This is a genomic window from Pseudomonas sp. 3MAES_34.3B (assembly GCF_058145875.1).
In genome coordinates this window covers 1,822,908-1,848,289 of record NZ_CM176960.1, presented here as the reverse complement: position 1 = coordinate 1,848,289, position 25,382 = coordinate 1,822,908, and the positions used below count along the sequence as shown (strand labels likewise).

The window sequence follows — 25,382 nt, the reverse complement described above, 5'->3', positions numbered from 1 at the left end:
CTACACCCCCGCGTCCCGCCGGCGGAACTGCCCTGGCGGCAGGCCGTGGGCCTGGCGGAAACGGCGGGAGAAGTAGGCTTCGTCAGCGAAGCCGCAGAGGGTGGCGATTTCCCCCACCGGGCGGGTGCTGTTGAGCAGCAGGTTGCGCGCCAAGTGCATGCGCCGCTCGAGCACCAGTTCGCTGAAGGTCTTGCCGGTTTCCTTGCGCAGCCAGTGAGTGAGGTAATTGGGCGAGAGGTAGGTGGCGGCCGCTACCGTTTTCAGGTCCAGGTCGGGGTCGGTCAGGTGTTTGCGCACGTAGTCAGTCATTCGCGCCAAGGCGTCGCGGCGGCTGCGTTGGGCCGCATTGCTGGCGGCCAGGGCCGTGAGGGGCTGGGCGTAACGGCGACACACAATGCCGATCAGTTGCAGCAAGCACCCCTTGAGCTGTTCGCGGGTGCCGAATTCGCGGTTCCCGTCGAGCTGGCGCATCTGCTCGAGCAGGGCGAGCACCTGGGCCAGCGGCTCACCGTCAAGCACGAAATCCACCTGGGCCTGGAAGCGGAACGGTGTGAGTTCCGGCGCTTGCTGGATCGATACGTCTTCCAGGTCCAGGGGTGAACACTGCAAATGCGGCAGTAAAAAATTCTGATCGAAATTGATCAACACGAACCGCCCGCCCTTCGGAGGCGGGATCAGATGAACCCGGTGCGGCAGGATGAACGCCACCGCATGCTGTGGAAACGGCCGTTCCACATTGCTGACGTAGTGCACCGTGTCCCCGCCCAGGTTGATCTAGATCTGAAAATATTCGTGACGGTGCGCAGTCGCTTCGGCGTTTTGCGCAGTTTTCTCGCGGATATAGAAATCCGGGCGCTCGCTGCGCTGTTGCATACCGAACGTAGGCACACGGGTAGAAGGTGGCGGCATCGTTACTCCTGTTCTGCGACCGTGTCAGACGCGCCCTGCCCCAACATGTAGGACAACTGGACTTCGAGAAAAGATGTGAGCATTGGCGGGCAAACAGCGAAGTCCAAAAACCGCTAATAAGCCGCACGTTATTAAACCGCTCTGGCGCAAGCATCCTATCGCTTAACCCCTTGCGAAGCAGACAAATCGCACCGCCGGGATTTCTTGCACTTATTTATCCACCTGCACCAACGGGCCTGGTTTTAGCCCCAATCGGCGTTGACCCGCGTGAGTTGTACGATAACCTGAAACCTGCACCACCAACATCTATCAACAATAATTAGAAGGTGTTCGCCCATGCTCAATACACCGCGCGGCGCTGCGTTCGCCCCTCCCCCCGGCCCCGACAGCGCGACTGCCGCCACAGGCGCCACCACGTCGGCACGCCCGGCCAGCCGAGCCGGCGCCCTTCCCACTCGCAGGCGATGGTTCATGCTCAGCCTGCTGTTGATCGCCACCATCATCAACTATGTAGACCGGGTAAACATCTCCATTGCCGCGCCGTTCATGGCCAAGGACCTGGGCCTGGACAAGATCCAGATGGGCCTGATTTTCTCGGCTTTCGCCTGGACCTACGCCTTCGCGCTGGTGCCGGCTGGTTTCATTGCCGACCGCTTCGGCTCGCGGGTCACCTATGGCGCCTCGCTTATCACCTGGTCGGCCGCTACCGTGTGCCAGGGCCTGGTGGGCGGCTTTGCCTCGCTATTCGGCCTGCGCCTGGCCGTGGGCGCAATGGAAGCGCCGGCCTTCCCGGCCAACAGCCGCGCGGTGACGGTGTGGTTCCCTGCCCGTGAACGGGGCATGGCCAGCAGCATTTACGTGTGCGGTCAGTACCTGGGCACCGCGCTGTTCACAGGCGCCCTGTTGTGGATCGCCACCACCTACGATTGGCGCCATGTGTTCTATAGCACGGGCATCGTGGGCATTGTGTTCGGTGTGGTGTGGCTGTTCGTGTACCGCGACCCGCTCAACTGCAAGAAGGTCAGCAAGGAAGAACTGCAATACATCGAGGACGGCGGCGGCCTGGTGAAAAGCAGCCAGCAGCGTACGCGCTTCAACTGGCGCCAGGTGACGGAGCTGTTCCGCTACCGCCAGGTGTGGGCCATCTGCATTGGCAAGTTCGCCAGCACCTCGGCGCTGTACTTCTTCCTCACCTGGTTCCCCACTTACCTGATGGAAGAACGGCAAATGAGCACCATCAAGGTGGGGATCTTCGCCGTGCTGCCGTTCATTGGCGCCACGGTGGGCATTCTGTTGGCGGGGATCATCTCGGACCTGCTGATCCGCCGCGGCCACTCGCTGTCGTTCGCTCGCAAGCTGCCGCTGGTGGTGGGCTCCGCGCTGGGGATGTCCATCGTGCTGGTCAACTTCACAGATTCCAACGTGGTGTGCATCGCGGTGCTCACCTGTGCGTTTTTCGCTCAGGGTATTGCGTCGTCCTCCTGGGCGGCGGTGTCGGAAGTAGCGCCCAAGGAGCTGATCGGGCTTACCGGTGGGGTCACCAGCCTGGCCGCGAACATCGGCGGTATTGTCACACCCATCGTGATCGGCGCCATCGTGCAAACCACCCACCAGTTCGCCTATGCCTTCTGGTTCATCGGCGCGGTGGCCGCCATCGGCACGCTGTCGTATTCCTTCCTGCTGGGGCGCCTGCACCGCATCGAGTTACAAGCCCGGTAACAGCGCATCCACCCTTGGGGCCGCCCGCGCGGGGCCCCTTTTTTACCCGGCGCGCATTGCCCGGTTTCGTCCAGTCGCAACGCCGCTTTGTCCAACTCTCCCCCGCTCTGCCGCCGTAGGATGGGCCCTGCCCAACCGCGATCACAAGGAACAACACCATGGCTGCACTGGCTTTCGAGGCAATACCTGTGACCACGCTGCCGGTTCGCGACAGCGAGCTGCGCTTTCCCGTGGCCCGGGTATTTTGCCTGGGGCGCAACTATTCCTGGGATGAGGTATCCGGTGCATCGAGGGAAAAGCCCCTGTACTTCATGAAGCCCGCCAGTGCCGTGATCGACGCCACGGGTGAAATCCCTTACCCGCCCCTTACCGGAGAGTTCTGCCACGAAATCGAGCTGGTAGTAGCCATCGGCAAGGGCGGTTCGAACATCGACCCGGCACACGCGCTGGGGCACGTGTGGGGCTATGCCGCCGGGCTGGACCTTACCCGCCGCGACCTGCAAATGGCCGCCAAGGCCGTGGGCCAGCCCTGGGAGGCGGCAAAAGCCTTCGACGGCGCCGCACCGGTCACCGCCCTGGTACCGGCGCAGCGCATCGGCCACCCACAAGCGGGAGCAATCTGGCTGAGCGTGAACGGCCAGGAGCGCCAGCGCTCGGACCTTTCGCGGCAGATCTGGCCCGTGGCGGATGTGATCAGTCAGCTGTCGGCCTACATTACCTTGCAGCCGGGTGACCTGATCATGACCGGCACCCCGACAGGGGTCGCGGCCCTGCAACCGGGGGACGTGGTCAATGCCGCCATCGACGGCATCGGTTCCCTGGAAATGCGCGTTGGCCCGCGCCCCTGACCTGTTTTTCACACCCCGTTTTCTCACACAAGGAGCACACACAATGACAACCAACGCCCCTGTGAAAGTGGCCCTGGTGACCGGTGCCGGCAGTGGTATCGGCCGCTCCGTCGCGCTGGGCCTGCTGGCGGACGGCTTTACCGTAGTCGCCGCTGGCCGCCGCCCTGAGCCTCTGCAGGCACTGGTCGCCGAAGCCCAGGCCCAGGGCCAGCAGGCGCTGGCAGTGCCCACCGATGTGCGCGACCCGGCCAGCGTCGACGCGCTGTTCGCCACCATCGAGGAGGTATACGGCCGGCTCGATGTGGCGTTCAACAACGCCGGCATCAACGCACCGGCCGTGCCGGTGGATGAACTGGACGTGTCGCAATGGCTGAACGTGATCGATACCAACGTGACCGGCGTGTTCCTGTGCGCCCGCGCCGCGTTCGGGCTGATGCGCCGGCAGCAACCGCAGGGTGGCCGGATCATCAATAACGGTTCCATTTCCGCACATACGCCCCGCCCCTTCACCGCGCCTTATACCGCCAGCAAACACGCAGTGCTGGGGCTGACCAAGGCGCTGGCGCTGGATGGCCGCGAGTACAACATCGCCTGCAGCCAGATCGACATCGGCAACGCCCTTACCGAGCTGTCGGTGCGCATGACCAAAGGCGTGCGCCAGGCCAACGGCCAGATCGCCGTGGAACCGATGGTAGACGTGAGCCATGTGGCCGACGCAGTCCGCTATATCGCCGGGCTGCCCCTGAGCGCCAACGTGCTGAACATGACCGTGATGGCCACCAACATGCCTTTCGTGGGCCGCGGCTGAGCCAGCCGCGTGAGGAGAACACCCGATGAAACCTGAAGTGCTGCAACTGAGCGCCATCCTGATTCCTGAAATCCTCGAAGAGCTGAACGCCCACTACACCGTTCACCGCTATTACGAGCAGGCGGACAAAGCTGAATTCCTCCGCCAGCACGGCGCCAACATCCGCGGCGTGGTCACCGGCGGCCATACCGGGATCACCCGTGAAGTGATGGAGCAACTGCCAAAGCTTGAAGTGATCGCAGTGAATGGGGTTGGCACCGATGCGGTGGACCTGGCCTATGCCCGGGACCGTGGCATTCATGTGACCGCGACCGTGGGCGCGCTCACCGAAGACGTGGCCGACCTGGCCATCGGCTTGTTGATCGCCGCCTGCCGTGGGCTGTGCACGGGTGACCGCTATGTGCGCGCCGGCCTGTGGAAAACCAGCCCAACACCCTTGGCGCCGCTGCCGTTGGCCCGGCAGTTCAGCGGCATGCGCATAGGCATTGTGGGCCTGGGCCGGGTAGGCCGTGCGGTGGCTACAAGGGCCAGCGCCTTCGGTTGCCCGATCCGCTACACCGACCTGAAGGCCATGGACGACGTGCCCTATACCTTTGTGCCCAGCTTGATCGAGCTGGCGCGGGAAAGCGACGCACTGATCGTGGCCGCTGCGGCGGATAACGCTCAGGGCATCATCAATGCTGCCGTGCTCGACGCGCTGGGCAAAGGCGGCTATCTGGTGAACATCGCGCGCGGCAAGCTGGTGAACGAACCCGACCTGGTGGCGGCGCTGGTGGAAGGCCGTATCGCCGGTGCCGGGCTGGATGTGTTCGTTGACGAACCCGACGTGCCGCCGACGCTGTTCGAGCAGGAGAACGTGGTGCTGCAACCTCACCGTGCCAGCGCTACGGTGCAAACCCGAACCCGCATGGGGCGGATGGTGCTGGCCAGCCTGGCGGCCACCTTCGCCGGGCAACTGCCCTCGGCGCGGGTAACGGGCTAGGCCAGCTTGGCCCTGCACGTTCAGATCTGCGCCTGGCCGCCGTCCACGAACAGCTCGGCGCCGGTCAGGCCGTGCCGGGTTTTCAGGGAATTCTCCTTACGCCCTCGCATCCATAAGGTAACGGGCACAGCACACACCTGGAGGGCAATCGATGAGCACACATTTCAAGGCAGGCGATAACGTGGCGTGGAACTCCCAGGCCGGAGAAACCCATGGCAAGGTCACCAAGGTGCATGTGAAAGACGTGGAGTTCATGGGCAAACACCGGCCTGCCTCGAAGGACAATCCGCAATACGAAGTGAAGAGTGACAAGACCGGCCACAGTGCGATGCACCACGGGGATGCCTTGCGCAAGGTTTGAAGGTTACTGCATGCGGGGCGCACCTGGCCGGCCGCACCTGGCCGGCCGCACCTGGCCGGCCGCACCTGGCCGGCCGCAACTTGCGGGTCGGGGCATGTGAGCTAAGCTGTTGGCAATCACGTCTTCAGGCTGCGGTCGACGACACCCTTCAGCGTTCCAAGCCCGGCCCTGCCATGACCTCACGCCTTACCTTATCGCTGTGCACCCCCTTGTTGTTCGCACCTTTGCTAGCCTTGGCTGATGGCATGCTGAAGCCCGGTTGGGGGCCGGTGGCCGAGCAGGCCTTGAACGATATCCGCACCGCTGCGGTGCAACTGCCTCCGGGCGACGGCCAAGCCGCAGTGGGAGGCGATACTGCCCGGCCAGCCATCGAAGCCTGGATGAACGGCCGCGGTGGTGCTGGCGCAGGGGATTGGGACCTTACGGCGCTGTGGCAGGCCAGCGTGGGCAGCGAAGTGGGCAAGGAGAACGGCGCCGATCGGGTGGCCCGTGCGTTCACACTGGGCAATGCCACCTCGCAACTGGCCAGCAGTGTCTACGGCGGGCCGCCAGGCGCGGCTGCTTATGCCGCCTGGTGGGCTTATCACCAACCCAACGCCACTCCGCTGGAGGCCCTGCGTGTAGGCGTGATCAGCGCCGCCGCGCTGTGGGACACGCAAAAGGACGCCACAGGCGCCGGCGTTTCGCCTCAGGTTGTACGCCGTACCAGCCTCGCCGCGGCGCTTGGCGGGCTGGCCATTGCCGCTGCGGGTGGAGATGAGCAGGCGGTGCGGTCACTGTTTTTCGAATCAGGTGCAGCCGTGCTGTTGCAAGAGGGCGCCAGGCTCGATTGCCTGTCCGCGACGGTGAAATGCCAAGGCACGCCCGGCAAGGGTGTGGCTGGGCTGGAACCGGTGGCCTCCTACGAGGGCATGCTCGAAGCCGGGGGCACTGGCAATCAAAGCGTTGCCTTGCCGCGCCCGGCCGGTAGCCTTGCCCTGGAGCGGGGCTGGACACTCGGCTGGCATGTACCCGCCAGCCTGCAAAGCGGTGTGCTGTACCCCATGGTGGTATTGACCCACGGCCGCGCGCCAGCCATCGCGGCCGCCGTGCCCGCCGTGCCCGCTGTAGAGCCCGACGCGCTGCCGCCTACCGCAGCTGGCGCCACCCGTTACTTGTGCGAGAAACACGGTGATACCCGGGCCATCTGGGTGGAACCCGGCAATCAGCCGCGCTCGGTGTGCCGCACACTTTACCGGATCGACAAAACCACCGCGGTGCTATGGAACGCCCAGCAAAACCCGGAGGCGTGCGAGGCAAAAGCCAAGGCCCAGGTGAAGCGCGAGCAGGCCAAAGGGTATCAGTGCCGCCCGGGGCAATAACTCGCTCGGGGGCAAATCCGTGAAACCAACGCTTGGCCCGGGCGGTCGACTTTTCAACGTGCCCGCCAGCGAGACCTTCACATGAGCGAAAACCCGCCCACGTTCAATCGCCGCACCCTCTGCAAACTTGTCGCCGTGTCTGCCACCGCGGCGGCCGTGGTGCCACGGGCCATGGCCGAAACCTTCGCCGCGCCCTCCCCGGTCGATACGGGCAAGGTGGAACAAGGCGCGGTGAAGTTCCCCGCCTGGCGCGGCCCGGCGGATACACCTTCGGCACCGCCACCCAAGCCCCTGCCGCCGGACCAGCGGGTGGGTTTTGCTATCGTGGGGCTGGGGCGCCTTGCGCTGGAGGAAATCCTTCCGGCCTTTGGCAAATCCCTCAAGGCCAGGCCGGTGGCGTTGGTGTCCGGCTCCCCGGAGAAGTTGCAAACAGTGGCGGCGCAATACGGGATCAAACCTCAAGCCTGCTACAGCTATGAAGACTTCGACCGCATCCGCGACAACCCGGACGTGAAGGTGGTGTACATCGTGCTGCCCAATGCAATGCACCGGGAATTCTGTGAACGGGCGGCGAAGGCGGGCAAGCATGTGCTCACCGAGAAACCCATGTCAGTGTCGTCGAAAGATGGCCAGGCCATGGTGGACGCCTGTCGCAAGGCCGGGGTGAAGCTGATGGTGGCCTACCGCATTCAGTACGAGCCCTACAACCGCCGGGCCATGACCCTGGTGCGCAGCAAGCAATACGGCCGGCTGGTGGCCTATCAGGGCATCAACACGCAAACCGTGGCAGCAGATGGAGACCGCCAATGGCGGCACAAGAAGCAGATGGCCGGCGGCGGCTCGCTGGTAGACATTGGCCTGTACTGCCTGAATACGGCACGCTTCGTCACCGGCGAGGAGCCGGTGGAAGTGTATGCCAGTGTCTGGTCCCCGCCTGGCGATCCGCGGTTCGCCGAAGTGGAAGAAACCGTGCAGTTCACGTTGCGTTTTCCGTCCCACACCGTCGCCAACTGCCTGAGCAGCTATGGCGCAAGGGACGACAAGCACCAGCACCTGAACCTTGAAGGCGCGGCCATCGACATGCCCAATGCGTTTCTCTACGAAGGCCAGCGGATGTCCATCATCGACCGCGACAACGACGCCACCCGCAACGCCGAGCTGACGCTCCAGCCCAAGGACCAGTTCGCCCAGGAAATCGACCACATGGCCGATTGCGTACTCACCGGCCGCGAACCCTACACGCCGGGAGAAGAAGGCGTGCAGGATCACAAACTGATGGAAGCCATCTATGAAAGCGCCCGCACCGGCCAACCGGTGAAACTGGCGCCCATCGAAGGCCTGGACCACTTCCGCGGCCCGCCTTTGGCCTGATCGTAGGAGGCCTCTAACTCTGTGGAAACCAACCGTCTTGCGCAGTTTGCCAAAGCCCTTATTCGCGAGCTCCGCCTGCGGCTCCGCCCAGCTCCCACAAAGTTCATTCTGACACCCTGAGGGGCTGGCTCATCTGTGGGAAGCAACTGTCTTGAGCTGTTTTCTGCCCATATTCGCGAGCTCCGCCTGCGGCTTCGCTTGCTCCTACAATAGCCTCAAAACCCTGTAGATCCTGTGGGAAGCGGGCGCCAGCTCGCGAAAAAATGACCATTCGCGAGCTGTCCCCGGGTGGCTGGCCCCGCCGCTCCCACAAGCGTCCGCTGTCTCGGCCAGAACAAACTCGTTCCATGAGAGCCGGCAAAGCCGGCGAACAGGGCCTCACCCGCCGCGCTTGAGCACTAGGGTGAGGATGTCGTAGCTGGCGACCATGTCCCCATGCTGGTTGGTGACGGCCACGTCCCAGGCGACCACGCCCTGTGGCTCGCCTTTGGGGCTTTGCTTGCCTTGGTCGATCTTGCGTTTGCAGGTGAGCCGCGCCTGGATGGTGTCGCCGATGTGTACCGGGTTGATGAAGCGCAGGGCATCCAGCCCGTAGTTGGCCAGTACTGGCCCAGGGGCGGGGGAGACGAACAGCCCGGCGGCGGCCGAGAGCACGAAATACCCGTGGGCGATGCGTTGCCCGAACTGGGACTCCCTTGCCGCCAGCTCGTCGAAATGCATGTAGAAGTGATCCCCCGACAGGCAGCCGAAATTGACGATATCGGCCTCGGTGATCGTGCGCCGGTGGGTGAGCAGTGATTCACCGATGCGCACGTCTTCGAAATGGCGACGGAACGGGTGCACCTCGGTTTCGATTACCGTTGCGCCACGCACGTACTCCTGTGTCACCGCCATCAGCATGCTGGGCGAGCCCTGCACGGCGGAACGTTGCAGGTAGTGCTTCACGGCGCGCAGGCCTCCCAGTTCTTCCCCACCGCCGGCACGCCCCGGGCCGCCGTGCTTGAGCATGGGCAGGGGCGAGCCGTGGCCGGTGGATTCTTCCGCGGCTTCGCGGTCGAGGATATGCAGCCGGCCATGCAGGCGAGCCATGGCGGGCACCACACGCGCTGCGGTGGCCGGGCTGCGGGTCACCAGGGTAGCCACCAGGCTGCCCTGGCCGCGGGCGGCCAAGGCGACGGCTTCGTCGATATCGCCGTAACCCATCAGCGTGCTCACCGGGCCAAACGCTTCGATGTCGTGGGCACCGCCAGGCGCATGGGGATCGTGGCTGAGCAGCAAGGTAGGCTGGAAGAACGCGCCCTCGCTGGCGCCCTGCCCTTGCGGCTCGAAACCTTGGCCATTGCCGAACAGCACCGTGCTGCTGCCCAGCAATTGGGCCACACGCTCACGCACATCCGCCTGCTGCGCATGGGACGCCAGCGCCCCCATCTTCACCCCCTCCAGCGATGGGTCGCCCACCACTACCCGGGCAAGGCGCTGGCTCAGGCGCTCGGCCACTGCGTCCAGGTGGCGCGCAGGCACGATGGCCCGGCGGATCGCGGTGCACTTCTGCCCGGCCTTGGCGGTCATTTCCCGGGCCACCTCCTTCACGAACAGGTCGAACTCCTCGTCATCGGGGGTCACGTCCGGGGCCAGAATGGCGCAGTTGAGCGAATCCGCTTCGGCATTGAAGGCCACCGCGTTGCGCACCAGATTGGGGTTCACCCGTAGCCGCGCAGCCGTGTCCGCCGAGCCGGTGAAGGTGACGATGTCCTGGCCGTCGAGCAGGTCCAGCAGGTTGCCGGTGCTGCCAATCACCAACTGCAGGCTACCTTCGGGCAACAGGCCGGAGGCGTGCATCAGGCGCACGGCGGCTTCGGTCAGGTAACTGGTAGCCGTGGCCGGCTTGACGATGCACGGCATGCCCGCAAGGAAGGTGGGCGCGAACTTTTCCAGCATGCCCCAGATGGGGAAGTTGAACGCGTTGATGTGCACGGCCACGCCACCCCGGGGCACCAGGATGTGCGTACCCGCAAAGCGGTTCTGCTTGCCCAGGGGAATCGCCGGGCCTTCGTGCATCAGGTTGCCGGAGGGCAATTCCCGTGCCCCTACGCCCGCGTAACTGAACAAGGTGGCGGTACCACCTTCGATGTCCACCCAGCTGTCGGCGCGGGTGGCGCCGCAATGGCGGGAAATGGCGTACAGCTGCTCCTTGTGCTCGTTGAGGTACAGCGCCAAGGCTTTCAACCGCGCGGCGCGCTGCTGGAAATCCAGGGCCATCAGGCTCGCGCCGCCCTTGCCACGCGCGTAGTGCACAGCCTCGGCAAAGTCGGGGGTTTCTTCGTGGGTATAGGCCACGGCCTGCCCGTCCACTGCGCTACGCAGCAGCTGAGCGGCGTGCTGGCCCAGCCAGCGGTTGGCGATAAAGCTCTGCAACACGGGAGCCTGGGACATTGTTGTTGTTTCTCCAGAGGCGGGCAGGTTTACAGCTGGTCGAAATCCAGCACCACGGTGGTCGAGAGCGGGAAGCTTTGGCACGACAGCACATAACCGGCGGCCACTTCGTAGTCTTCCAGGGCAAAGTTGCTGTCCATTTCCACTTCCCCCTTTACCACCTTGCACTTGCAGGTGGAGCACACGCCGGCGCGGCACGAATACGGCAGTTCGGCACCCTGCGCGTTGCCAGCGTCCAGAATGCTCTGGCGGTTGCGCGGCATGCTGAACGCTACGGCCCGGCCATCGCTGATCACCGTCACTTCGCTGGTTTCAGCCGCGCTGGCCTGGGCGGCGTGAGCCTGCCGGGCTTCAGGCTTGCGCGCATCCCCTTGCGCCGCGAACAGTTCGAAATGAATACGCTCCGGCGCCATGCCATTGGCCTTGAGCTGCTCGCGTACTGTTTCGGTCAATGCCTGGGGGCCGCAGATAAAGGCCGCGTCCAGATGCGCGACGTCCAGCCAGCGGGAGAACAACTGGCGGCATTTGCCTTCGTCGATTCGGCCGTTGTACAGGTCGATGTCCTGTTGCTCGCGGCTGAACACGAAGATCAGGTTCAAGCGATCCAGGTAGCGATTTTTCAGGTCCTCGAGCGCGTCCCTAAACATGGCTGAACCACTGGACCGGTTGCCGTACAGCAGCGTTACGCGGCTGTAGGGCTCGCCTTCCAGCGTGGTTTTCACGATCGACAAAATGGGCGTAATGCCGCTGCCGGCGGCCACTGCCAGGTAATGGCCGCGACGGGACGGGGCCAGCGGCTGGCCGAAATGCCCGGCAGGCGGCATCACCTCAAGGGTATGCCCGCATTTCAAGGCCTCGTTGGCATGCACGGAAAACAGCCCGCCGGTAACGCGCTTCACCGCTACCCGCAGTTCACCGTCGTTGGCGCCGCTGCAAATGGAATAAGAACGCAGTACCTGCTCGCCTTCTACCTGGGCGCGCACCACCACGTGCTGGCCATGGCTGAAGCGAAACTGCTCGGTGAGTTCAGGCGGAATGTCGAATACGATCGACACCGCATCGCGGGTTTCCGGGCGAACCTCACGTATCCGCAGGCTGTGGAACTTGCTCATGGTTGTTCTCCGTTCGCGCCGCTCAAATGCACTTGAAGTAATCGAAGGGTTCGCGGCAGTCGAGGCAGCGGTACAGCGCCTTGCAGGCCGTGGAACCGAATTCGCTTAGCCGCTCGGTGTGGGCGCTGGCGCAATGAGGGCAGGCAATCACCGGTGCGGGCCCCAAGAGGCTGCGCTTGCTGGCGCTGCCGCTGGGCGGAGCGATGCCATAGGCCAACAGCGCCTGGCGGCCTTGCTCGGTGATCCAGTCAGTGGTCCAGGCAGGCGCCAGCCGGGCGGTGATCCGTGGCAGCGCGAACCCTGCCGTTTCCAGCGCGGCACGGATATCCGCCTCAATCACTTCGGTGGCCGGGCAGCCCGAATAGGTGGGCGTGATCAGCACCCACACATGGCCGCCGTCCCAGCACAGCTCCCGCACAATCCCCAGCTGCACCACGCTCACCACCGGCACTTCCGGGTCCATCACGCCGTCCAGCACCGCCCAGGCCCGGGCGATGTCCGCCGCCCCGCCTGCGCGGGCGCCGCGGTCACTGCCGATCAGCTCACCAGCGCGCATCGGGATACGCCCGTTGCAGGTACTGCATTTCAGCCAGCAATGGCCCCAGGTGCTCGGTGTGCAGGCCGTTGCGCCCACTCAGGTAGTTGGGCACTGGAGGTGGCGGCAGCGGCACCGTGGCCTTCTCGCACACCGAGGCCACGGTGGCGTTCCAGGCCTCGGCACGCCGGGCCGGGTCGCCGATGATGCCGCTGGCGGCGAGCCGCGCCTGGGCGTCGTCCACTTCGGTCAGCTCGAAGGTGAACCGCCACAAGCGTTCCACCGCCGCGCACATGCGCTGATGGCTCACCTCGGTGCCGTCGCCCAGGCGCTGCACCCACTCGGCCGAACGCCGGAGGTGGTAGGTCACTTCCTTGAGCGCCTTGGCGGCAATCGCGGCGATGTGCTCGTCGCGGCTCGCGGCCATACCGCTCAGGGCGGCGTGGTGCCAGGCGTCAAAGAAGAACTGCCGGGCCATGGTCACCGCGTAATCGCCGTTGGGCTGCTCCACCAGCAACAGGTTGCGAAAGCCTCGATCGTCGCGGCGAAAAGCCAGGTCATCGGCGCTGCGCCCATCGGCGAGCAACACAACGGCGTGTTCGTACCAGTTGCGGGCCTGGCCGATCAGGTCCAGCCCTACGTTCATCAGCGCCAGTTCTTCTTCGATGGCTGGCGCGTGGCCGCACCATTCGCACAGCCGCTGCCCGTGGATAAGGGCGCTGTCGCCCAGCCGCAGCAGCCATTGAATCTTGTCGTCCAACGGGTTCATGGCGGCGCCTCACATATGGCCGACTTCGGGGGGCAGCTCATAGAAGCTGGCGTGGCGATACACCTTGTCGTCCGCCGGAGCGAACAAGGGGTCCTTTTCATCCGGGGACGACGCCGTGATCAGCGCCGAGGGCACCACCCACAGGCTCACCCCTTCGCTGCGGCGGGTGTACAGCTCGCGAGCGTTCTCGATGGCCATGCGGTCGTCGGCGGCATGCACGCTGCCCACATGCTTGTGGTTGAGCCCATGCTTGCTGCGCACGAACACTTCGTAGAGGGTCCATTCAGCCATGGTGTTCTCCCGTGCCGCTCAAGCGGCGGTGTGGCGTTGCTGTTGTTTGCGGGCGTAGGCAACGGCGGCTTCGCGCACCCAGGCGCCGTCGTCATATGCCGCGCGGCGTGTTTCCAGGCGTTCGCGGTTGCAGGGGCCGTTACCTTTGAGTACCTGGTAAAACTCGTCCCACGGGATGGTGCCGAACTCGTAGTGCTCACGTTCCCCGTTCCATTTCAGGTCGGGGTCTGGCGCGGTGCAGCCCAGCAGCTCCAGCTGCGGCACAGTCTGGTCGATGAAGCGCTGGCGCAGCTCGTCGTTGCTCTGGCGCTTGATTTTCCAGGCCATGGATTGCGCGCTGTTGGGGGAGTCGGCGTCGCTGGGGCCGAACATCATCAGCGACGGCCACCAGAAGCGATTGATCGCATCCTGCACCATGGCCTTCTGAGCGTCGTTGCCTTCGCGCATCAGGGTGAGCAGCAGTTCGTAGCCCTGGCGCTGGTGAAAACTTTCTTCCTTGCAGATCCGGACCATTGCCCGCGCATAGGGGCCGTAGGAGGTGCGCTGCAGCACCACCTGGTTGACGATGGCGGCGCCGTCCACCAGCCAGCCCACCACGCCCATGTCGGCCCAGGTGAGGGTGGGGTAATTGAAGATGCTCGAATACTTGGCCTTGCCGGCGTGCAACCGGGCGATTTCTTCGTCGCGGTCGGCGCCCAGAGTTTCCATCGCGCTGTACAGGTACAGGCCGTGGCCTGCTTCGTCCTGCACCTTGGCCATCAGTTGCAGCTTGCGTTTGAGGGTGGGCGCCCGGGTAATCCAGTTGCCCTCGGGCAGCATGCCGACGATCTCGGAATGGGCATGTTGGGAAATCTGCCGTATCAGCGTTTGCCGGTAGGCCTCGGGCATCCAGTTCTTGGCTTCGATCTTGATTTCCGCGTCGATCCTTTCCTGAAAGGCCCGCTCCTGAGGGGCCATCTCGTCCAGGGTTTTCAGGCGTTTCACGCCCGTTTCTACCATTTGCGCGTACATGGGCAGCCTCCCGAATGATGCCCCATTATTAAGCGATACAGTTAATCCAATCAAATCATTTGTTGCTGTATCAGATTGACGTCTTACTACCGCTGGCGCGGTGGTCAAACACATGGCAGGCCTTGCCCTCGGAGCGCTTGAGGGACAGGCAAGACTGTACTCGAACCTGCACCGAAATGCCCACGTGCGTCTTGACCTGCCGCGCAAGCTCCGAGGCCACGCGTTGCTGGGGCTGATCATGACTTGCCGCGTGCTCTGGCTTCAGCTCAACGTGCACGTCCATGTGATCAAGGTTGCCATCCCGATACAGATGGATCTCATACAGCCCGGCCAGCTGTTTCGTTTTGAGCACCAACTCTTCGATCTGGGTGGGGAATACGTTGACCCCACGCACGATCAGCATGTCGTCGCTGCGGCCGGTGATCTTGTCGATGCGCCGCATGGGCCGCGCAGTGCCGGGGAGCAGCCGGGTGAGGTCGCGGGTGCGGTAGCGGATCATCGGCAAGGCTTCCTTGCTCAACGTGGTGAACACCAGCTCGCCGTATTGGCCGTCCGGCAGCACCGCTCCGGTGGTGGGGTCGATGATTTCCGGGTAGAAGTGGTCTTCCCATACCGTGGGGCCGTCCTGGGTTTCCAAGCACTCCATGGCCACGCCCGGGCCCATGATTTCCGACAAGCCGTAGATGTCCAGCGCGGTGATGCCCATGCGCGCCTGCACCGCCTGGCGCAGCGCGTCGGTCCAGGGCTCGGCACCAAAGATGCCAAGGCGCAGCGCAAGGCTGCGTGGGTCCACGCCCTGGCGTTCGATTTCGTCGGCCAGGTTGAGCATGTACGACGGCGTGACCATGATGATGTCTGGCTGCAAGTCGCGAATCAGTTGCACCTGCTTCTCGGTTTGCCCACCCGACATAGGGATGACCGTGCACCCCAGCCGCTCGGCGCCGTAGTGAGCCCCAAGCCCGCCGGTAAACAGGCCATAGCCGTAGGCAATATGCACTTTGTCGCCCTTGCGCCCGCCGCCAGCCCGTATCGATCGCGCCACCAGGCCGGCCCAGGTATCGATGTCGTTCTGGGTATAACCCACCAGGGTCGGCTTGCCGGTGGTGCCGCTGGAGGCGTGCAGCCGCACGATGTCGTGCTGGGGCACGGCGAACAGGCCATAGGGGTAATTGTCCCGGAGGTCGCTTTTGCCGGTGAACGGAAACAGCGCGAGGTCGTCCAGGCACGTGAGGTGCTCCGGCCGCAGGCCAAGCGCATCGAAGCGCTGGCGGTAAAACGGCACGTTCTCGTAGGCATGGGCCAGGCTCCAGCGCAGCCGGGCCAATTGATGATGGCGCAATTCATCGACGCTGGCAGTTTCCAGCGGGTCGAGCACGGCACGGTCGGGGTGCAGGTACATGTTCATGCCTCACCCTGTTGTGCGTGCTTGAACGACACACCAGTGTGAAAGCGCCCACCTGTGGCACACAGGCGTCGCAGCAGCAGCGAAGGCCGGTAACGCTCTTCGCCATAGGCCGCCTGCAAATGGGCCAGCGTGCGCAGAAGGAAGCCAGGCCCCAGCGCATCCGCCCAGGCGAGCGGGCCTTGCGGGTAATTCACCCCGGCGCGCATGGCCAGGTCGATGTCAGCAGCGCTCGCCACACCGTGCAGCACGGTATCGGCTGCCTCGTTCGCCAACATTGCGACGGTACGCAGCACGGCCAGCCCCGGGGTGTCACTCAGCACCGCCACCTTCAAGCCCGCAGCCTGTAGCAGGCCGATCACCTGAGCGCGAGGGTGCGACCCGATCGGCCCGAAGCTGACGGCAAGAGCGCTGGCGGTGCGGTAATCCAGCGCCAGGTCGAAAGTAGCAAGGTTGGTGATGCCATCGTCCCTCGCCCGCTCGCTGGCCAGCCGCCCGTCAGCCAGCGCCAAGGTCGCGCTACCTACCCGCAGCAGCCCCGCGCCAGGGCGGTTGTGCACGGTTACGCCTGCCCAGCGGAGCCGCTCGATCAACCCTTGGCCAGGGCCAAGGTCGCCTTCGAGCGTACATTCGGTTACCGGCGGGGCGGGCGCTGCCCAGCCAGGTGTTGGCAGGCTGCTGCCTTGGGCATAGTCAAAAAAGCCCTGCCCACGTTTGCGGCCCAACCGCCCTGCATCCACAAGCGCCTTCTGCAGCAGCGAAGGCTGGTAACGGGTATCGCCATAGCTGGCGTTGAATACCGAACAGGTCACGGCGTAGTTTACGTCGTGGCCAATGAAATCCATCAGCTCGAAGGCCCCCATGCGAAAGCCACCCGCCTCGCGCAGTACAGCGTCGAGGGTGGCGCAGTCGGCGGCGCCTTCCTGTAGCAGGCGCAGGCTTTCGGCATAGAACGGCCGGGCCACACGGTTCACGATAAAGCCAGGGGTACACTTGGCGTGCACGGGCCGCTTGCCCCAGCGCACGGCCGTATCGAACAGCACCTGTGCGACCGCGGGCGACGTGGCAAGCCCAGACACCACTTCCACCAGCGGCATCACTGGCGCCGGGTTGAAAAAGTGCAGCCCGGCGACCCGCTGCGGGTGTTGCAGCCCGGCCGCCAAGGCACTGATGGCAATTGAAGACGTGTTGCTCGCCAATATGGCGTCGGGGCGGCACAGCTGTTCCAGCTCGGCGAACAGTGTGCATTTGGCGCCAAGGTCCTCGACGATCGCTTCGATCACCAGCCCGGCATCGGCTATCTCACCAAGGTGCTTCGCGGCGGTCAGTGCGCTGTGCACGTGCTCACACCGTTCGCGGCTAAGCTTGCCCTTGGCGACCTGGCGCTGAAGCTGCGCATGGATGCCCGCGATGGCCTGGGCCGCCGCGCCAGGCCGAGCGTCATGGAGCACCACGCGGTGGCCCGCCTGCGCCGCTACCTGTGCGATGCCGGCTCCCATGGCGCCTGCGCCCACCACGGCAACGAGGGTATCGTCCTTGAGCACCATGTCAGTACCCCTTGAACACAGCGGGCCGCTTGGCCATGAACGCATTCACGCCTTCGCGGTAATCCTCGCTCAGGCCAGCCTGGCGCTGCAGGTCTCGCTCGAGCGCCAGTTGCGCTTCAAAGCCATTGCCCAGGCTGGCGTTCAGGGCGTGCTTGATCAGGCCCAGCCCCAAGGTCGGTTGCGCGGCCAGGTGACGGGCCAGCGCCATGGCGTCATCGCGCAGGGCCGCGTCCTCCACCACTTTGTAGATCAAGCCCCATTCCAGCGCCTGCTCGGCTGACAGCCGTTCGCCGAGCATCGCCAGTGCCTTCGCCCGGGCCATACCCACCAGCCGTGGCAGCATCCAGGTGCCGCCAGAATCCGGGATCAGGCCGATCTTGCAGAAGGCCTGAACGAAGCTCGCCGAGCGACCGGCGAGCACCAGATCACAGGCCAACGGAATGTTCGCCCCGGCCCCGGCGGCTACGCCGTTGACCGCACACACCACCGGCAGTGGCAGCTCGGTAAGGGTGCGGATCAGCGGGTTGTAGAACCGCTCGATGGACGCGCCCAGGTCCGGCGCCTGCTCCCCCGGCGCAACGGCGCGTTCAGCCAGGTCCTGCCCGGCGCAAAAGCCCCGCCCTTCAGCAGTGAGCAACAGCACGCGCACGCTGGCGTCGTTGCGCACTTGCTCCAGCACCGTGCGTACTTCGTCCTGCATCAGGCTGTTGAAGGCGTTGAGCTGCGCCGGCCGGTTCAGGCTCAGGTGAGCCAGGCCGTTGTCGAGCGTGAACAGAATGTGTTCATAGGCGTGGGGGTGAGGCATAGCGACCTCCTGGCGTGTCGCGGCCAACGCCGCGCTGTCTTGGAATTGTTATCGGGGGCAGCCATCGCCCCGGTGTGATAAACGCTGCCAGATCTGATACAGCTATTCAACATCCTATTGCGTTTTCTGTATCTTTTTATTGAGTATACCGGTTGCGGAGTCTCGCGCACCGGGGCCTTGCGCGCACCGAAGCGATACCATCCAAGCGGCATATCGAGGTTCAGCTGATATAGTGCGCGCTCCCGCGCCACGCAGACGACCCATGAGCACCCTCGCGCCTCTCGACACTTTGATTCAGCGCTTTGCGCAGCAAACACCCCTTCGTGCCAGCTCGTTGATCATGACCCTGTATGGGGATGCCATTGAACCGCGTGGTGGCACCGTGTGGCTGGGCAGCCTGTTCGGGCTGCTGGAACCCGTGGGCATCAACGAGCGCCTGGTGCGCACGTCAGTGTTCCGCCTTACCAAAGACCAGTGGCTCACCGCGGAGAAATGGGGCCGGCGCAGTTATTACAGCCTCACAGGCGCCGGGCGCCGCCGGTTCGAGAAGGCATTGCGCCGGGTTTATAGCCCGGCGGTACCTGGCTGGGACGGCCGCTGGAACCTGGTGATGCTGCCCCAGGCCACCCCGGAAAAACGCAAGCAAGTGCGCCTGGAATTGGAATGGCAAGGCTTTGGCCCATTGGCCGCGGGCGTGATGGCCTGCCCGCGGGCCGATCGCGCCGACCTGCTCGCCACCCTGCGCGAGTTGGGCGTGGAAGACGAAGCGATTGTGTTCCGTACCGAAGCCATCGAGGCGCTGGCCCCCAAGGCGCTGCAACTGCAAGTACGGGAAAGCTGGAACCTGGATGTGCTGGGCCAGCATTACGAGGAATTCCTCGGCCTGTTTCGGCCACTCTGGGCGGCCGTGCGCGAGGCGCCAGCGCTCGATCCGCAGCAATGCTTTCTGGCCAGGCTGCTGCTCATCCACGAGTACCGCAAGCTGGTGCTGCGTGATCCTGAGCTGCCAGAAGAGTTGCTGCCCAGCGGGTGGGAGGGGCGTGCGGCGCGGCAGTTGTGCCGCAACCTCTACCGCGCGTTGTATGAAGGCGCCGAGCAGTGGCTCGGCGCTGCGCTGGAAACCGCCGACGGCCCGGTGCCGGCGCCGTCGGCGGCGTTCTACGAACGCTTCGGTGGCCTGCGCTAACCCTGCCCCCCCGTGAGCTGTCAGCTGAACCCGCTTACCGCGTGAGGCACATACGGCGCTTCAAGGCGCTGGATTTCGTCGGCGGTCAGTTCCAGGTCGAGCGCGGCCACGGCATCGTCCAGTTGGCTGGCCTTCGAGGCGCCCACGATAGGGGCCGACACGCCGCGCTTGGCCAATACCCACGCCAACCCGATCTGCGCCATGGGCACACCACGTTCGGCGGCGATCTGCTCCACCACGCCAATCACCCGAGCATCTTCGGCTTCGGTGGCGTTGTAGAACGACTGGCCGGATAGGTCGGTGCGAGTACGTTCGGTTTCCTGGCCATGGGGCCGGGTCAAGCGGCCGCGTGCCAACGGGCTCCACGGCATCAGGCCCACGCCCTGGTCGAGGCAGAGCGGGATCATTTCGCGTTCTTCTTCGCGGTACAGCAGGTTGAGGTGGTTCTGCATCGAGACAAAGCGGCTCCAGTTGTGCTCTTTCGCCACTTGCTGCGCCTTGGCAAACTGCCAGGCGAACATGGACGACGCGCCGAGGTAGCGGGCCTTGCCGGCCTTCACCACGTCGTGCAGCGCTTCCATGGTTTCCTCGATGGGCGTGTGGTAGTCCCAGCGGTGGATCTGGTAGAGGTCCACGTAGTCCATGCCCAGGCGGGTGAGGCTGGCGTCGATATTGGCCATGATGGCCTTGCGTGACAGGCCCTGTTCGTTCGGCCGGCTTGAGCCACCGAGCATGGCGGGCGGGAAGAACACCTTGGTCGCCACCACGATTTCCTCTCGCCGGGTGAAGGCCTTCAGCAGCTTGCCCACGATCACTTCGGACGTGCCGGCGGAGTAGCTGTTGGCCGTATCGAAGAAGTTGATCCCCTGCTCCACCGCGCGCTTGATGATCGGCCGGCTCGCGTCCTCGTCGAGTGTCCAGGGGTGGGTGCCGGCATCGGGCTCGCCGAAGGTCATGCAGCCCAGGCACAGCCGCGAGATGTCCAAGCCCGTGGTGCCCAGTTTGGTAAATTTCATAACGCCTCCTGTTTACATTCCGAAACAGGGTAGCGGATGCGCGCTGTGCGATGTAGCAATGCGGCCGGCCTGCGACCTTGCACCGCATAAGCGTCGGCCTTGGCGGGCCGGTCGCCGCCAAGGCGTGCTGCTACGCGAATGAATGAGCCTGCGGTCAGGCACCCGTAGTTTGGGAAGGTCACCGCCCCTGCCGAAGCTGCACGAACAGCGCTTCCACCTTTTCGCGCGCCCACGGGGTTTTGCGCAGGAAGGTGAGGCTGGATTTGATGCTCGGGTCGCTCTTGAAGCAGCGGATGTCTACGCGCTTGGCCAGCTCGGGCCAGCCGTAATGGGCCACCAGTTCGTTGAGCAGGTTTTCCAGCGTAATGCCGTGCAAGGGGTTGTTGGGTGTCTGGGTCATGGCCTGTAGGTGTTGGGCGGTAAGGAAGGCGCAGCTTAGTGTAGTTCGCGCCGTGCCGCACGTCGGGCACAGACCCTAAGCGACCTCAAGGCTGCAGCCGCAGCCTCCACACCCCATTGAATCGCAGGTCGAGCGTGGACAACGGCGCGATGTCGATGGTGTGAAACGCGTGCGGTGGGCAGCGCAGCACTTGCATCAACGCCACCCGCATTACCGAGGGGTGGGCCACCGCAACGATATGGCCCTCCCCAACCAACTCGCCCAGCCACTGCTCAATTCGCCCGTTCAACCGGGCCAGGGTTTCTCCGCCATGAGGTGCGGCCTCCCACCCGGTAAGCCACGCCTGAAGGGCCTCGGGCTCGGCGGCGGCGACCTTGTCGATGCTCTGCCCCCGCCAGCGGCCAAAATCCAGGTCGCGCAATGCATCCACGCATTCCGACCGGGCCGATAGCCGCTCGGCGGTCTGCCGCGCCCGTGCTTCGGGTGCGTGCATAAAGCGCGTGCGCTTGCCCGTGGCAATGGCTTGCAAGGCGGCCGGCAGCGGGCCATCGAACGCTACAGGGTCATCGGCAGGAAAACGGGCGCTTTTCTGCGCCTGGGTGGCGGCGTGGCACACCAGCGTCAACCGCAGCGCCATGTGGGTACCCCTGTGTAGTAATGGCCGGGCGCGCAGCGTACCTCAGGCAGGTTGCCCACGAAATTGCTGGTACTCGCGCGGCGTGCAACCGAACTCCCGGCGGAACACTGTGTGCAGGTACTGCGCGGATTTGAAGCCGCAGCGCTGAGCAATATCGGCGATGGGCAGGTCAGCGCTCTTTAGCTCGCTGCCGGCCGCCGCCAGCTTGAAGCGCAGGATTTCGTCGTGCACGCTGCGCCCTCGCACCTTGCGAAAGTGAGCCTCCAGTGAGGAGCGCGACACACCGACGTAACCGGCCACCTGGGCGGTCTTGATGCCTTGGCAGGCGTATTGGCGGATGAAGTGAAGCGCCTGCATCACATAGGGGTTCTCCAGTGGCTGATGCAGGCTGGAGGCTTGCACGTTGATCGACTCAGGCGGCACCAGCACCTGGGTACCGGTGGATGGCATGCCGTGGAGCATCTGGTGAAGCAGGTGCGCGGCAGTGCGGCCCATGGTTTCGGTGCCCTGGATCACCGAACTCAGCGGCACTCGGGTAAGCGTGCGAGTAAGCGGGTCGTTGTCGATGCCGATCAGCGCCACCTGCTCAGGCACCGCGATGCCGGCGGTCAGGCAGGCCTGCAACAGTTGGCGGGCGCGGGCATCGGTCACGGCAATGATGCCGATCGGCTTGGGCAGGCTGCGCAGCCAGGCAATCTGCTGCTCCACGGCACTGTCCCACAGCGGTGCGCTGGTGCCCAGGCCGCGATACACCTCGGCGTGCAAGCCATCGCGCTGCATCAGTTGGCGGAATGCGTTTTCCCGCTCCAGCGCCCAGCGGTTGGCTTGTACCGGCGGCAAGCTGAAACAGGCAAAGCGGGTGAGCCCCGCTTCGATCAAGTGGTCGTAGGCCAATTTGATCATGGCCGCGTTGTCGGTGGCTACGTAGGGAATGTGCCGGGGGTAAGCGCTTGCGTCCTGATAGGAGCCCCCCACCGCTACCACTGGCAGCGTGCTGCCCGCCAGCGCTTCACCGATCAGCGGGTCGTCGAAGTCGGCGATAATGCCGTCGCCCTGCCAGCGCTCTATACCCCGCAGGCGGCAGAGGTAGTCCTCCTCCAGGAACAGGTCCCAAGAGGCGCGGGTGCTGCTGAGGTAGTTACCGATGCCGGTAATGATGCCGCGGTCGTAGATCTTGCTGCCGTTGAACAACAGGGCAATGCGATGGACGGGGGGCGTTGTTTTCATTGTGGGTACCCTGGGCCGATGCGCACAGCCTAGGCCCGTGGCTGCGTGACGGCAATACGCAAAATCGAACCCTGCGCTGGTGATTTTCATAATCGCGGCCGGCAGGCGCATTGTTAGCCTTGGCCCACCGACAAAAACAACAAGGACACCGCAATGGCGCACTTCCCGGGTATAGACAAGATTCGCTACGAGGGCCCGTCCAGCGACGCGCCGCTCGCCTTCCGCTATTACGACGCCGAAAAGCTGGTGCTGGGCAAGCCCATGCGCGAGCACCTGCGCATGGCCGCCTGCTACTGGCACACCTTCGTATGGCCAGGGTCGGACGTGTTCGGCTCGGGCACCTTCAAACGCCCTTGGCAGCGGCCCGCCGCGCCCATGGAGATGGCCATTGCCAAGGCCGAGGCGGCGTTCGAGTTCTTCTCCAAGCTGGGCGTGGACTATTACAGCTTCCATGACACGGACGTCGCCCCGGAAGGCGCTTCGATCCGCGAGTACCGCAACAATTTCGCGCAAATGGTCGACCACCTCGAACGCCATCAGGAGCAGAGCGGCATCAAGCTGCTCTGGGGCACGGCCAATTGCTTCAGCAACCCGCGCTTCGCCGCCGGTGCCGCCAGCAACCCGGACCCTGAAGTATTCGCCTTTGCCGCTGCCCAGGTGTGCAGCGCGCTGAACGCCACCCAGCGGCTCAAAGGCGCCAACTACGTGCTGTGGGGTGGCCGTGAGGGCTACGAAACCCTGCTCAATACCGACCTGAAACAGGAGCGCGAGCAGCTGGGCCGGTTCATGCGCATGGTGGTGGAACACAAGCACAAGATCGGCTTCAAGGGCGATTTGTTGATCGAGCCCAAGCCGCAGGAGCCCACCAAGCATCAGTACGACTACGACAGCGCCACGGTATTCGGCTTTTTGCAGCAGTTTGGCCTGGAGAAAGAGATCAAGGTCAACATCGAGGCCAACCACGCCACCTTGGCGGGCCATAGCTTCCAGCACGAAATTGCCACGGCCGCTTCCCTGGGGATTTTCGGCAGCATCGACGCCAACCGCGGCGACCCGCAGAACGGCTGGGACACCGACCAGTTCCCCAACAGCGTGGAAGAGCTGACCCTGGCCACCTATGAAATCCTCAAAGCCGGCGGTTTCACCCACGGTGGCTTCAACTTCGACTCGAAAGTGCGGCGCCAGAGCATGGACGAAATCGACCTGTTCTACGGCCACGTTGCTGCCATGGACGTGCTCGCGCTGTCGCTTGAGCGCGCGGCGGCGATGGTGCAAAACGATGAGCTGCAACGCTTCAAGGATCAGCGCTACGCCGGCTGGAAAGCCCCGTTCGGCCAAAAGGTGCTGGCTGGCGAGTTCAGCCTCGAATCCCTGGCCGAGCATGCCTTCACCAACGCCATCGACCCGCAAGCCGTGAGCGGCCGCCAGGAAATGCTCGAAGGGGTGGTAAACCGGTTTATCTATCCATAAGTGCCATAGCGAGGCCTGCCGCGGGCCGTTACATTGTCGCGACAATTCTCTGCGCGCGGCGCTTCGCTACTCTCTACAGTTTCAGCGGCACCTCGAGTTTGTTTCGCACGTGTCTCCAACAACAATAAAAGGACGCACCTTTATGAATACGCTCAAACGTACTTTGCTCGCCAGCGCGCTGGCCTTGCTGTCGCTACCGGTGATGGCGGATTCCGCCCACCCGAAAATCGGCTTCTCCATCGACGACCTGCGCCTGGAACGCTGGGCCCGGGACCGGGACTACTTCGTGGCCGCGGCAGAGAAGATGGACGCCAAGGTGTTCGTGCAGTCCGCCGATGCCAACGAGCAGAAGCAGATCTCCCAGATCGAGAACCTCATTTCCCGTGGTGTGGATGTGATCGTGATCGTGCCGTTCAACGCTACCGTGCTCACCAACGCGGTGTCGGAAGCCAAGAAGGCCGGGATCAAAGTGGTGTCCTATGACCGGCTGATCCTCAACGCGGATATCGACGCCTACATCTCCTTCGATAACGAGAAGGTCGGCGAGATGCAGGCCAGCGGAGTATTGCAGGCGGCGCCGAAGGGTAATTACTTCCTGCTCGGTGGCGCGCCCACGGACAACAACGCCAAGGTGCTGCGTGAAGGCCAGATGAAAGTGCTGCAACCGGCCATCGACCGCGGCGACATCAAGGTGGTGGGCCAGCAGTGGGTGAAGGAGTGGAACCCCACCGAAGCGCTCAGCATCGTGGAGAACGCCCTCACCCGGAACAACAACAAGATCGATGGCATCGTCGCCTCCAACGACGCCACCGCCGGCGGCGCGATCCAGGCCCTGGCAGCGCAGAAGCTGGCCGGCAAGGTGCCCATTTCTGGCCAGGACGCCGACCTTGCCGCGGTGAAACGCGTACTCGATGGCACCCAGACCATGACCGTGTACAAGCCGCTGAAGCTGATCGCCTCCGAGGCGGCCAAGCTGTCGGTGCAACTGGCACGCAACGAGAAGCCCAGCTACAGCTCGCAGTACGACAACGGCGCCAAGAAGGTGGACACCATCCTGCTCACCCCTACCCCGTTGACCAAAGACAACATCGACCTGCTGGAAAAGGACGGCTTCTACACCAAGGCGCAAATCGCCGGGCAATGACCTGTTAGCGGACCCGCTCGGCGCCCTGCCGAGCGCAC

General features: G+C 64.3%; 23 protein-coding genes and 1 pseudogene. 10 read left to right on the top strand and 14 right to left on the bottom strand.

Annotated features, from left to right (window positions below):
- A pseudogene (locus AC3Z8Y_RS08170) lies at positions 1 to 909 on the bottom strand (helix-turn-helix transcriptional regulator).
- Between the two features lie 471 nt (positions 910 to 1,380).
- Between AC3Z8Y_RS08170 and AC3Z8Y_RS08165 the strand changes: the two are divergent.
- The 7 genes from AC3Z8Y_RS08165 to AC3Z8Y_RS08135 all read left to right on the top strand — a co-directional run bounded on the left by AC3Z8Y_RS08165 (position 1,381) and on the right by AC3Z8Y_RS08135 (position 8,359).
- Complete coding sequence (locus AC3Z8Y_RS08165) at positions 1,381 to 2,628, top strand: MFS transporter (RefSeq protein WP_225776237.1); 1,248 nt, start codon at positions 1,381 to 1,383, stop codon at positions 2,626 to 2,628.
- A 158-nt stretch (positions 2,629 to 2,786) separates the two neighbouring features.
- A complete protein-coding gene (locus AC3Z8Y_RS08160) occupies positions 2,787 to 3,476 on the top strand; it encodes a fumarylacetoacetate hydrolase family protein (protein ID WP_490089240.1) in 690 nt (229 codons plus the stop codon).
- 43 nt (positions 3,477 to 3,519) lie between these two features.
- Positions 3,520 to 4,284, top strand: a complete 765-nt coding sequence (locus tag AC3Z8Y_RS08155) for an SDR family oxidoreductase (RefSeq protein ID WP_490089239.1) — start codon at positions 3,520 to 3,522, stop codon at positions 4,282 to 4,284.
- A 25-nt stretch (positions 4,285 to 4,309) separates the two neighbouring features.
- Entirely contained in the window at positions 4,310 to 5,266 is a 957-nt protein-coding gene (locus AC3Z8Y_RS08150; protein ID WP_490089238.1) for a 2-hydroxyacid dehydrogenase, read from the top strand.
- 151 nt (positions 5,267 to 5,417) lie between these two features.
- The gene (locus tag AC3Z8Y_RS08145; protein ID WP_181115925.1) at positions 5,418 to 5,627 is read left to right on the top strand and encodes a hypervirulence associated TUDOR domain-containing protein; all 210 of its coding nucleotides are present in this window, start codon (positions 5,418 to 5,420) and stop codon (positions 5,625 to 5,627) included.
- A gap of 173 nt (positions 5,628 to 5,800) precedes the next feature.
- A complete protein-coding gene (locus AC3Z8Y_RS08140) occupies positions 5,801 to 6,988 on the top strand; it encodes a hypothetical protein (protein ID WP_490089237.1) in 1,188 nt (395 codons plus the stop codon).
- A gap of 81 nt (positions 6,989 to 7,069) precedes the next feature.
- Positions 7,070 to 8,359: a Gfo/Idh/MocA family protein gene (locus AC3Z8Y_RS08135; RefSeq protein WP_490089236.1), complete on the top strand. Its 1,290-nt coding sequence runs from the start codon at positions 7,070 to 7,072 to the stop codon at positions 8,357 to 8,359.
- Between the two features lie 378 nt (positions 8,360 to 8,737).
- Here AC3Z8Y_RS08135 and paaZ read toward each other — a convergent pair whose 3' ends face one another.
- From paaZ to paaG, 9 genes are all read right to left on the bottom strand, one after another.
- Complete coding sequence (gene paaZ, locus AC3Z8Y_RS08130) at positions 8,738 to 10,792, bottom strand: phenylacetic acid degradation bifunctional protein PaaZ (protein WP_490089235.1); 2,055 nt, start codon at positions 10,790 to 10,792, stop codon at positions 8,738 to 8,740.
- Positions 10,793 to 10,821: 29 nt separating this feature from the next.
- Positions 10,822 to 11,904, bottom strand: a complete 1,083-nt coding sequence (paaE, locus tag AC3Z8Y_RS08125) for a 1,2-phenylacetyl-CoA epoxidase subunit PaaE (RefSeq protein WP_490089234.1) — start codon at positions 11,902 to 11,904, stop codon at positions 10,822 to 10,824.
- Between the two features lie 22 nt (positions 11,905 to 11,926).
- Entirely contained in the window at positions 11,927 to 12,460 is a 534-nt protein-coding gene (gene paaD, locus AC3Z8Y_RS08120) for a 1,2-phenylacetyl-CoA epoxidase subunit PaaD (RefSeq protein ID WP_490089233.1), read from the bottom strand.
- A complete protein-coding gene (paaC, locus tag AC3Z8Y_RS08115) occupies positions 12,447 to 13,208 on the bottom strand; it encodes a 1,2-phenylacetyl-CoA epoxidase subunit PaaC (protein ID WP_490089232.1) in 762 nt (253 codons plus the stop codon). The genes paaD and paaC overlap by 14 nt, the downstream gene beginning before the upstream one ends.
- Positions 13,209 to 13,217: 9 nt before the next feature.
- Positions 13,218 to 13,499 carry a 1,2-phenylacetyl-CoA epoxidase subunit PaaB gene (paaB, locus tag AC3Z8Y_RS08110; protein WP_181115941.1) on the bottom strand — a complete coding sequence of 94 codons (282 nt, stop codon included), beginning with the start codon at positions 13,497 to 13,499 and terminating at the stop codon, positions 13,218 to 13,220.
- 18 nt (positions 13,500 to 13,517) lie between these two features.
- The gene (paaA, locus tag AC3Z8Y_RS08105; protein ID WP_490089231.1) at positions 13,518 to 14,510 is read right to left on the bottom strand and encodes a 1,2-phenylacetyl-CoA epoxidase subunit PaaA; all 993 of its coding nucleotides are present in this window, start codon (positions 14,508 to 14,510) and stop codon (positions 13,518 to 13,520) included.
- A 70-nt stretch (positions 14,511 to 14,580) separates the two neighbouring features.
- Positions 14,581 to 15,915: a phenylacetate--CoA ligase PaaK gene (paaK, locus tag AC3Z8Y_RS08100; protein WP_490089230.1), complete on the bottom strand. Its 1,335-nt coding sequence runs from the start codon at positions 15,913 to 15,915 to the stop codon at positions 14,581 to 14,583.
- Positions 15,912 to 17,459: a 3-hydroxyacyl-CoA dehydrogenase PaaH gene (gene paaH, locus AC3Z8Y_RS08095; protein ID WP_490089229.1), complete on the bottom strand. Its 1,548-nt coding sequence runs from the start codon at positions 17,457 to 17,459 to the stop codon at positions 15,912 to 15,914. Before paaH ends, paaK begins: the two co-directional genes overlap by 4 nt.
- Position 17,460: 1 nt before the next feature.
- Entirely contained in the window at positions 17,461 to 18,264 is an 804-nt protein-coding gene (gene paaG, locus AC3Z8Y_RS08090; protein WP_490089228.1) for a 2-(1,2-epoxy-1,2-dihydrophenyl)acetyl-CoA isomerase PaaG, read from the bottom strand.
- 262 nt (positions 18,265 to 18,526) lie between these two features.
- Between paaG and paaX the strand changes: the two genes are divergently transcribed.
- Positions 18,527 to 19,450, top strand: a complete 924-nt coding sequence (paaX, locus tag AC3Z8Y_RS08085) for a phenylacetic acid degradation operon negative regulatory protein PaaX (RefSeq protein WP_490089227.1) — start codon at positions 18,527 to 18,529, stop codon at positions 19,448 to 19,450.
- 20 nt (positions 19,451 to 19,470) lie between these two features.
- Here paaX and AC3Z8Y_RS08080 read toward each other — a convergent pair whose 3' ends face one another.
- The 4 genes from AC3Z8Y_RS08080 to AC3Z8Y_RS08065 form a co-directional block, all read right to left on the bottom strand.
- On the bottom strand, positions 19,471 to 20,466 hold the full coding sequence (locus AC3Z8Y_RS08080; RefSeq protein ID WP_490089226.1) for an aldo/keto reductase: 996 nt from the start codon (positions 20,464 to 20,466) through the stop codon (positions 19,471 to 19,473).
- Between the two features lie 178 nt (positions 20,467 to 20,644).
- Positions 20,645 to 20,866 carry a VF530 family protein gene (locus tag AC3Z8Y_RS08075; RefSeq protein ID WP_181115961.1) on the bottom strand — a complete coding sequence of 74 codons (222 nt, stop codon included), beginning with the start codon at positions 20,864 to 20,866 and terminating at the stop codon, positions 20,645 to 20,647.
- An 85-nt stretch (positions 20,867 to 20,951) separates the two neighbouring features.
- Entirely contained in the window at positions 20,952 to 21,503 is a 552-nt protein-coding gene (locus AC3Z8Y_RS08070) for a histidine phosphatase family protein (RefSeq protein ID WP_490089225.1), read from the bottom strand.
- A gap of 42 nt (positions 21,504 to 21,545) precedes the next feature.
- Complete coding sequence (locus tag AC3Z8Y_RS08065; RefSeq protein WP_490089224.1) at positions 21,546 to 22,730, bottom strand: XylR family transcriptional regulator; 1,185 nt, start codon at positions 22,728 to 22,730, stop codon at positions 21,546 to 21,548.
- 153 nt (positions 22,731 to 22,883) lie between these two features.
- On the opposite strand from AC3Z8Y_RS08065, the gene xylA reads away from it, so the two are divergent.
- Positions 22,884 to 24,200 carry a xylose isomerase gene (gene xylA / locus AC3Z8Y_RS08060; protein WP_490089223.1) on the top strand — a complete coding sequence of 439 codons (1,317 nt, stop codon included), beginning with the start codon at positions 22,884 to 22,886 and terminating at the stop codon, positions 24,198 to 24,200.
- Between the two features lie 142 nt (positions 24,201 to 24,342).
- Complete coding sequence (xylF, locus tag AC3Z8Y_RS08055) at positions 24,343 to 25,344, top strand: D-xylose ABC transporter substrate-binding protein (protein WP_181115969.1); 1,002 nt, start codon at positions 24,343 to 24,345, stop codon at positions 25,342 to 25,344.
- The last annotated feature ends 38 nt before the right edge of the window (positions 25,345 to 25,382 follow it).

What these genes read in the sequence shown, in the direction of transcription:
- AC3Z8Y_RS08165 (WP_225776237.1), top strand. Translation starts at nt 1,381, where the DNA reads ATGCTCAGCCTGCTGTTGATCGCCACCATCATCAACTATGTAGACCGG.
- AC3Z8Y_RS08160 (WP_490089240.1), top strand. Translation starts at nt 2,787, where the DNA reads ATGGCTGCACTGGCTTTCGAGGCAATACCTGTGACCACGCTGCCGGTT.
- AC3Z8Y_RS08155 (WP_490089239.1), top strand. Translation starts at nt 3,520, where the DNA reads ATGACAACCAACGCCCCTGTGAAAGTGGCCCTGGTGACCGGTGCCGGC.
- AC3Z8Y_RS08150 (WP_490089238.1), top strand. Translation starts at nt 4,310, where the DNA reads ATGAAACCTGAAGTGCTGCAACTGAGCGCCATCCTGATTCCTGAAATC.
- AC3Z8Y_RS08145 (WP_181115925.1), top strand. Translation starts at nt 5,418, where the DNA reads ATGAGCACACATTTCAAGGCAGGCGATAACGTGGCGTGGAACTCCCAG.
- AC3Z8Y_RS08140 (WP_490089237.1), top strand. Translation starts at nt 5,801, where the DNA reads ATGACCTCACGCCTTACCTTATCGCTGTGCACCCCCTTGTTGTTCGCA.
- AC3Z8Y_RS08135 (WP_490089236.1), top strand. Translation starts at nt 7,070, where the DNA reads ATGAGCGAAAACCCGCCCACGTTCAATCGCCGCACCCTCTGCAAACTT.
- paaZ (WP_490089235.1), bottom strand. Translation starts at nt 10,792, where the DNA reads ATGTCCCAGGCTCCCGTGTTGCAGAGCTTTATCGCCAACCGCTGGCTG.
- paaE (WP_490089234.1), bottom strand. Translation starts at nt 11,904, where the DNA reads ATGAGCAAGTTCCACAGCCTGCGGATACGTGAGGTTCGCCCGGAAACC.
- paaD (WP_490089233.1), bottom strand. Translation starts at nt 12,460, where the DNA reads ATGCGCGCTGGTGAGCTGATCGGCAGTGACCGCGGCGCCCGCGCAGGC.
- paaC (WP_490089232.1), bottom strand. Translation starts at nt 13,208, where the DNA reads ATGAACCCGTTGGACGACAAGATTCAATGGCTGCTGCGGCTGGGCGAC.
- paaB (WP_181115941.1), bottom strand. Translation starts at nt 13,499, where the DNA reads ATGGCTGAATGGACCCTCTACGAAGTGTTCGTGCGCAGCAAGCATGGG.
- paaA (WP_490089231.1), bottom strand. Translation starts at nt 14,510, where the DNA reads ATGTACGCGCAAATGGTAGAAACGGGCGTGAAACGCCTGAAAACCCTG.
- paaK (WP_490089230.1), bottom strand. Translation starts at nt 15,915, where the DNA reads ATGAACATGTACCTGCACCCCGACCGTGCCGTGCTCGACCCGCTGGAA.
- paaH (WP_490089229.1), bottom strand. Translation starts at nt 17,459, where the DNA reads ATGGTGCTCAAGGACGATACCCTCGTTGCCGTGGTGGGCGCAGGCGCC.
- paaG (WP_490089228.1), bottom strand. Translation starts at nt 18,264, where the DNA reads ATGCCTCACCCCCACGCCTATGAACACATTCTGTTCACGCTCGACAAC.
- paaX (WP_490089227.1), top strand. Translation starts at nt 18,527, where the DNA reads ATGAGCACCCTCGCGCCTCTCGACACTTTGATTCAGCGCTTTGCGCAG.
- AC3Z8Y_RS08080 (WP_490089226.1), bottom strand. Translation starts at nt 20,466, where the DNA reads ATGAAATTTACCAAACTGGGCACCACGGGCTTGGACATCTCGCGGCTG.
- AC3Z8Y_RS08075 (WP_181115961.1), bottom strand. Translation starts at nt 20,866, where the DNA reads ATGACCCAGACACCCAACAACCCCTTGCACGGCATTACGCTGGAAAAC.
- AC3Z8Y_RS08070 (WP_490089225.1), bottom strand. Translation starts at nt 21,503, where the DNA reads ATGGCGCTGCGGTTGACGCTGGTGTGCCACGCCGCCACCCAGGCGCAG.
- AC3Z8Y_RS08065 (WP_490089224.1), bottom strand. Translation starts at nt 22,730, where the DNA reads ATGAAAACAACGCCCCCCGTCCATCGCATTGCCCTGTTGTTCAACGGC.
- xylA (WP_490089223.1), top strand. Translation starts at nt 22,884, where the DNA reads ATGGCGCACTTCCCGGGTATAGACAAGATTCGCTACGAGGGCCCGTCC.
- xylF (WP_181115969.1), top strand. Translation starts at nt 24,343, where the DNA reads ATGAATACGCTCAAACGTACTTTGCTCGCCAGCGCGCTGGCCTTGCTG.